This is a genomic window from Streptococcus henryi DSM 19005, from assembly GCF_000376985.1.
Taxonomy (GTDB): Bacteria; Bacillota; Bacilli; order Lactobacillales; family Streptococcaceae; genus Streptococcus; species Streptococcus henryi.
Map to the genome: position 1 here is coordinate 117,688 of NZ_AQYA01000031.1, position 7,821 is coordinate 125,508.

Here is a 7,821-nt window from a genome sequence, read left to right on the forward strand (position 1 = left end):
CTATTAGTCTATTACATCATTCAACTGATTTCATTTATAATTGCCACGAGGAAGAGAATTCAATTTCCTCTTCCTTTTAGTCACCTAGCAAGTAGGTAAATCTGACAATTTATAACATAATCTATTGAACAAACTTATTAGTCTTCTTCTACTGTTTCAGCTTCAGCAGCTGCCGCTTCTGCTGCGGCTTTTTCTTCTTCCTCTTGTTTTTGACGTGCTTTTTCAAGATCATCAACGTGCATCACGTCATCATCTTCACCTTCATCAAGATCACGAAGTTCTACTTCATTGTCATCTTCATCAAGGACACGCATATCAAGACCAAGTGATTGCAATTCTTTAACAAGAACGCGGAATGATTCTGGAACACCTGGTTTTGGAATTGGTTTACCTTTAGTAATAGCTTCGTATGCTTTGAGACGTCCGTTAACATCATCTGACTTGTAAGTCAAGATTTCTTGAAGAACGTTTGAAGCGCCATAAGCTTCCAAAGCCCAAACTTCCATCTCACCGAAACGTTGTCCACCAAATTGAGCTTTACCACCCAATGGTTGTTGTGTAACAAGTGAGTAAGGACCTACTGAACGAGCGTGAAGTTTATCATCAACCATGTGGTGAAGTTTGATCATGTACATGACACCAACTGATACACGGTTGTCAAATGGTTCACCAGTACGGCCATCATAAAGAACTGTCTTAGCGTCTGAATCCATACCAGCTTCACGAACAGTATCCCAAAGATCTTCTGAGCTTGCTCCGTCAAAGACTGGAGTTGCGATGTGGATACCCAAGTTACGAGCAGCCATACCCAAGTGAAGTTCCATAACTTGTCCGATATTCATACGTGATGGCACCCCGAGCGGGTTAAGCATGATATCAACAGGAGTTCCGTCTGGAAGATAAGGCATGTCTTCAACAGGAACAATACGAGAAACAACCCCTTTGTTACCGTGACGACCGGCCATCTTATCTCCGACCTTAATTTTACGTTTTTGAGCGATGTAAACACGAACAAGCATGTTAACACCAGATTGCAATTCATCACCGTTGGCACGTGTAAAGATTTTCACGTCACGAACGATACCATCTCCACCGTGAGGTACACGAAGTGATGTATCACGTACTTCACGTGACTTATCACCAAAGATAGCGTGCAAGAGACGTTCTTCAGCTGAAAGATCTTTTTCACCCTTAGGTGTTACTTTACCAACAAGGATGTCGCCTTCTTTAACCTCAGCACCGATACGGATAATACCCATTTCGTCAAGGTCTTTGAGGGCTTCTTCACCAACGTTTGGAATTTCACGTGTGATTTCTTCAGGCCCAAGCTTTGTATCACGAGTTTCTGATTCAAATTCTTCCAAGTGAACAGATGTATAAACATCTTCCTTAACAAGACGTTCAGACATGATAACCGCATCCTCGAAGTTGTAACCTTCCCATGTCATGTAGGCAACGATTGGGTTTTGTCCAAGCGCCATTTCTCCATTTTCCATAGAAGGTCCATCGGCGATGAAATCACCTTTTTCAATGATATCACCAACTTTTACAAGGGTACGTTGGTTATAAGCAGTACCTGAGTTTGAACGACGGAATTTAGTGATGTGGTAAACATCAAGTGAGCCATCTTCACGGCGTACTTCAACTTTTTCAGCGTCTGAGAAGACAACGCGTCCATCATGTTGTGCAATAACGGCAGCACCTGAATCGTGGGCTGCTTGATATTCCATACCAGTACCAACGTATGGTGCATGTGGATCAATCAATGGCACAGCCTGACGTTGCATGTTGGCACCCATGAGGGCACGGTTGGAGTCATCGTTTTCCAAGAAAGGAATACATGCTGTCGCAACGGCAACTACCTGTTTAGGAGAAACGTCAACAAAATCAACGATGCTTGCAGGGAACTCTTGGTTATTACCTTGGTGACGACCCATAACAATTTCATTAGCAAATTTACCATCTTCAGTCAATGGTGAGTTTGCTTGTGCAACTGTAAATTCATCTTCTTCATCCGCAGTCAACCATTGGATTTCATTGGTAACAACACCAGTTTTACGATCAACTTTGCGATAAGGTGTTTGAATGAAACCATACTTGTTAAGGTGACCAAATGAAGACAAGTTATTAATCAAACCGATGTTTGGTCCTTCAGGTGTCTCAATCGGACACATACGACCATAATGCGTGTAGTGCACGTCACGTACTTCATATCCAGCACGGTCACGTGTCAAACCGCCAGGTCCTAAGGCTGACAAACGACGTTTGTGAGACAACTCAGAAAGTGGGTTGTGTTGGTCCATGAACTGTGACAACTGTGATGAACCAAAGAATTCTTTAACCGCTGCAGTTACAGGACGGATATTGATAATTCCAGTTGGTGTCAATGTTTCAGTGTCTTGAGCTGACATACGTTCACGAACATTACGTTCCATACGAGCAAGACCAATACGGAATTGGTTGGCCAACAACTCACCTACAGCACGAATACGACGGTTACCCAAGTGGTCGATATCATCAACTTTTCCAAGACCTTCTGCAAGGTTAAGGAAGTATGACATTTCAGCCAAAATATCAGCCGGAGTAAGCGCACGAACGCGATCTTCTGGATTCGCATTACCAACAATTGTTACAACGCGATCTGGATCAGTTGGAGCAACAACCTTGAATTTTTGAAGAACAACTGGTTCAGTTACAACAGCATAGTCATTTGGTGTGTAAACAAATTTGTTCAAATCACCGTCAAGATGCTCTTCAATTGATTCAATCACATCGCGAGTCATCACTGTACCAGCTTCAACAAGGATTTCTCCTGTTTCACCGTCAACAAGATTTTCAGCGATTGTTTGGTTAAGAAGACGAGTCTTAATATTAAGTTTTTTATTGATTTTGTAACGACCTACAGCAGCCAAATCATAACGACGTGGGTCGAAGAAACGAGCTGTCAAAAGGCTACGTGAGCTATCAGCAGTCTTAGGTTCACCTGGACGAAGGCGCTCGTAAATTTCTTTAAGGGCTTCATCAGTACGAGAATCTGATGGATTTTTATGAATATCTTTTTCGATAGTGTTACGAACCAAGTCGCTATCACCAAAAATATCCATGATTTCGTCATCACCAGAGAAACCAAGAGCACGAACAAGTGTTGTGAATGGAATCTTACGTGTACGGTCGATACGCGTATAGGCAATATCTTTTGAATCTGATTCAAGCTCTAACCAAGCACCACGGTTAGGGATAACAGTTGAACCGTAACCGATTTTACCGTTCTTATCTACTTTATCGTTAAAGTAAACACCTGGAGAACGAACTAACTGAGAAACGATAATACGCTCACCACCGTTGATGATGAAGGTACCCATTTCAGTCATAATTGGGAAATCACCGAAGAAAACTTCTTGAGTCTTGATTTCACCAGTTTCTTTGTTAACCAAACGGAAAGTAACAAAGATTGGCGCTGAGTAAGATGCGTCGTGGATACGAGCTTCTTCCAAAGTATACTTTGGTTCTTTTAATTCATAACCAACAAACTCCAACTCCATAGTGTCAGTAAAGTTTGAGATAGGAAGTACATCCTCAAAGACTTCTTTCAAACCATTGTCCAAGAAATCCTTGAAAGAGTCTGTTTGAATTTCAATCAAATTTGGTAAATCAAGAACTTCTTTAATTCTTGAAAAGCTACGACGGGTACGATGTTTCCCGTATTGAACGTCATGTCCTGCCAAAATATTAACTCCTTCTATGTCTTTAGACCCACAAAGCAGGTCAAGCAACAAAAATCACTCGTCTAAATGTGAATTTTTAGAAACTTTAAATATAGGTTACAACCAATATTTTTTCCAAAAATAGGCACAAAAAGAGCAGCTAAATCGGACTTGAAAGTGTGATTTAACTGCTGTAAACCCTGGTTGGACAATATTTCAACCAAAGAAGACGACAAATATCTAATGTATTATACCTTATTTTTTATGAAAAAGCAAGTCATATCATTTCTTAGTCAAGGCTGCCCAAGCTTTTACATAGTCACTATCTGTTCCCCCAATAGCAAAGCGGTAAGTCATGGTTCCTGGTCCATTCAAAGCCCAATTACTTGTTGTTGTTGCACCACCAACTGTAATGCTACGGCCATTAACAGTAACTACGCCAGCTCGTAAACCAGTTGATTTCAAAACCGTTGACTGAATAACACTTGAATCAAGGCTAAAGCGTTCTCCAACACCGAATAAATTACCATCAGCTTGGTTAATCGCATTGACTAGGTGAGCAACATAATTGGCATTATTGTTATAACCGGTAAGAGCTTGCATCGAACGGTTATCATCATGACCGGCCCATGCTCCCAAAGTTACCTTAGGAGTTGCTACCATCAACCAAACGTCTGATGTTGAGTTTGTTGTCCCAGTTTTCCCAATCCAGTCAGCATTAGCTAATGTTGGATTCAAAGCTGCCAAACGTGACTTAAATGTCGTTGTTTTTCCAGAACTGATTGGTCCACGAAGAAGGTCTTGCATGATGGTTGCAGTTGCTTTTGAAAAGATTCTAACTGGATTTGACTCGTGTTGATAAATCACAGTTCCATCACTTGCGGTAATGGTTTCAATCATATACTGTTCTTCAAATTCACCATTATTAGCTAACATTTGATAGGCATTTGTTTGAGTAGCTACGGATACATCAATCCCACCACCGAGAGGTAGACTTTCGATATGATAACTATCAATGTCATAGTTCATTTTTGTCATATAATCTTTAACATCGACACCTTGGTTTAAAAGCATTTGATAAGTCCAGAAGGCTGGAATATTCCAAGAAACATTCAAAGCTTCTTTCAAATCAATCATGGTCGTACCAACATCGGAAGCGTGCATGATTTTTTCACCGCTTGAGAAAGTCGTTGGGTAATTTGACAAAACGCTAGCACTTCCCATGAGACCTTGATCAATCGCAATACCATATGGCAAAATCGGTTTAATACTAGATCCAGGCGAGCGTTTAGTGTCAAAGGCATGGTTGTTTTGATTAATAGAGTAATCTCTTCCGCCAATAAATCCGATTACAGCTCCTGTAGCATTATCAGTTAGGACATTCCCCATCTGTACAGTTCCAGTTCCATCATCTAAAAGACCACCATATTGCGCCGCAGCCGTCTGCATAGCATCATAAATCGTTTTATTTATCGTTGATTTAATCTTATAGCCACCCTGTTGGAGCTCTTGAAGAGCACGCGCTTCATAGGCCTCTTTTGTAGCATCATTTTTTAAATCTTGAGCAGAAACCTGATCAAGCTCTACCAAGTAATCAAACATAACCTCTTGAGCAGCTGATAAAACTGTGTAGTAGAGGAAATCATGATTAACAGTTGATGCTGATTGCGTTGGGATAAAGTCCGCAGCAATATTATAAGACTTATATTCCTGATACTCATCTGCAGTTAAATACCCTGAACGATGCATGTTGTATAAGACATCTTGCTGACGAGCCAAGCCGTAAGACATATCTTCCTCAGATTTCAACTGCCCATCGGACATATAAGGAGAATAGACAATTGGACTTTGTGGCAAACCAGCTAAAAAGGCAGCCTGTGGAACAGTCAAATCTTTGGCTGAAACACCAAATATTCCTCGCGCAGCCTCTTCAATGCCCGCTATATTCTGCCCCTTATTATTGCGTCCAAACGGTGAAACGTTAAGATAATCCGTCAGGATTTCTTCTTTCCCCATATAACGCTCTAGGGCTAGCGCGTAGATAATTTCTTTAGATTTCCGTTTAAAAGTCGGATCATCACCCAATACTTGTTGCTTAAGTAACTGTTGGGTCAGTGTTGAACCTCCACTGGATTCACCAAATCCCAAAATGGAAGCTAAAGTCGCACGAAACACTGCTTTCGGAACAACACCATTATGAGCTTCAAAATTTTCATCTTCCGTAGCAATAATAGCATGCTTAACATTATCCGAAATAGCATCATAACCAACTGGCGTTCTCAGCAAATCAGAATCGATACTTGCAATAGTAGAACCATCAGCATATGTTAATTCTGAAATTCTAGTTAATGAGCTCACTTGACTGACCAAGCTCTCCTTATCTGGAACTTTAACAGAATCTACCTGACTGGCCAAGTAACCAAAAGCCATTCCTGCTCCAAGCATAACAAAAAGCAGGACGATGACATATCCAAAATCCACTAACAGTTTAATCGTTCTTAAAAAAATGGACCCAATATCTGTAATTGAGTAATCTAATTTCTTTTTCTTCTGTTTAGTTTTTTTCCCATTAAACATTAACAATACCTCAGACAATATTATATCAAATTTTCACTAAGCTTGCATAGCATGGCCTTTTTTTGATATAATAGCCTGTAAACTATATTATTGAACAGGATTCACTCAAGGTCCTGTATCCTAGAGAAAATGGAGAAAGCCTCATGAATATTTTTGAAGAACTCAAAGAACGTGGCTTGGTCTTTCAAACGACCGATGAAGAAGCCCTTGTCAAAGCATTAACAGAAGGGCAAGTATCCTATTATACTGGCTATGATCCAACTGCTGACAGCCTTCACCTTGGCCACTTGGTTGCCATCCTGACATCACGCCGCTTGCAATTAGCAGGGCATAAACCATATGCACTTGTCGGTGGTGCTACTGGACTTATTGGTGACCCATCTTTCAAAGATGCTGAGCGCAGCCTTCAAACAAAAGACACCGTTGATGGTTGGGTAACTAAAATCCAAGGTCAATTATCACGTTTCCTAGATTTCGAAAATGGGGAAAATAAAGCTGAAATGGTCAATAACTACGACTGGTTTGGCTCAATCAGCTTCATCGACTTTCTTCGTGATGTCGGTAAATACTTCACTGTCAACTACATGATGAGCAAGGAATCTGTTAAAAAACGTATTGAAACTGGTATCTCATACACAGAGTTCGCTTACCAAATCATGCAAGGCTATGACTTCTACGAACTTAACGACAAGCACAATGTTACCCTTCAAATTGGAGGTTCTGACCAATGGGGCAATATGACAGCTGGTACAGAATTGCTTCGCCGTAAGGCTGACAAGACTGGTCACGTCATCACTGTTCCGCTTATTACAGATTCAACAGGTAAAAAATTCGGTAAATCAGAAGGTAATGCTGTTTGGCTTGATGCAGACAAAACATCTCCATACGAAATGTACCAATTCTGGCTCAATGTCATGGACGACGACGCTGTCCGCTTCCTCAAAATCTTCACTTTCTTATCTCTTGAAGAAATTGCCAAAATTGAAGAAGAATTCAACGCAGCACGTCATGAGCGTCTTGCTCAAAAAATCTTAGCTCGTGAAGTGGTAACACTTGTTCATGGTGAAGAAGCTTACAAACAAGCACTTAACATCACTGAACAACTCTTCGCTGGAAATATCAAAGCTCTTTCAGCCCGTGACCTTAAACAAGCACTTAACGGTGTTCCAACATATCAAGTTCAATCTGAAGATAACCTCAACATTGTTGAAATTCTCGTAACTGCTAAAATCTCACCATCAAAACGCCAAGCGCGCGAAGATGTTACCAATGGTGCTATCTACATCAATGGTGAACGCGTACAAGACTTGGATTATACACTCTCAGATGCAGATAAAATTGACGGTGAACTTACCGTTATCCGCCGCGGTAAAAAGAAAAACTCAGTTTTGACTTACTAACAAGTAAATTAACAATCTTAAAAAATAACCAGCCCTTAGTGAACTGCTCCCTGTCAAGTGGACAACGAAATAATAAAAGATTAAGCAACGGCCTTGTTCCTCATTTCAAGAGGAGCGAGGCCGTTGTGCTTCTCTTGAAA

3 protein-coding genes are annotated in these 7,821 nt (G+C 40.8%); 1 reads left to right on the forward strand and 2 read right to left on the reverse strand.

Annotation, left to right across the window (positions count from 1 at the left end; all coding sequences use genetic code 11):
- Nucleotides 1–137: 137 nt before the first annotated feature.
- On the reverse strand, nt 138–3,725 hold the full coding sequence (gene rpoB, locus F601_RS0105650; RefSeq protein WP_018164697.1) for a DNA-directed RNA polymerase subunit beta: 3,588 nt from the start codon (nt 3,723–3,725) through the stop codon (nt 138–140).
- Between the two features lie 261 nt (nt 3,726–3,986).
- Complete coding sequence (pbp1b, locus tag F601_RS0105655; RefSeq protein ID WP_018164698.1) at nt 3,987–6,281, reverse strand: penicillin-binding protein PBP1B; 2,295 nt, start codon at nt 6,279–6,281, stop codon at nt 3,987–3,989.
- Between the two features lie 143 nt (nt 6,282–6,424).
- On the opposite strand from pbp1b, the gene tyrS reads away from it, so the two are divergent.
- Nucleotides 6,425–7,681, forward strand: a complete 1,257-nt coding sequence (gene tyrS / locus F601_RS0105660; protein ID WP_018164699.1) for a tyrosine--tRNA ligase — start codon at nt 6,425–6,427, stop codon at nt 7,679–7,681.
- Nucleotides 7,682–7,821 lie beyond the last annotated feature (140 nt).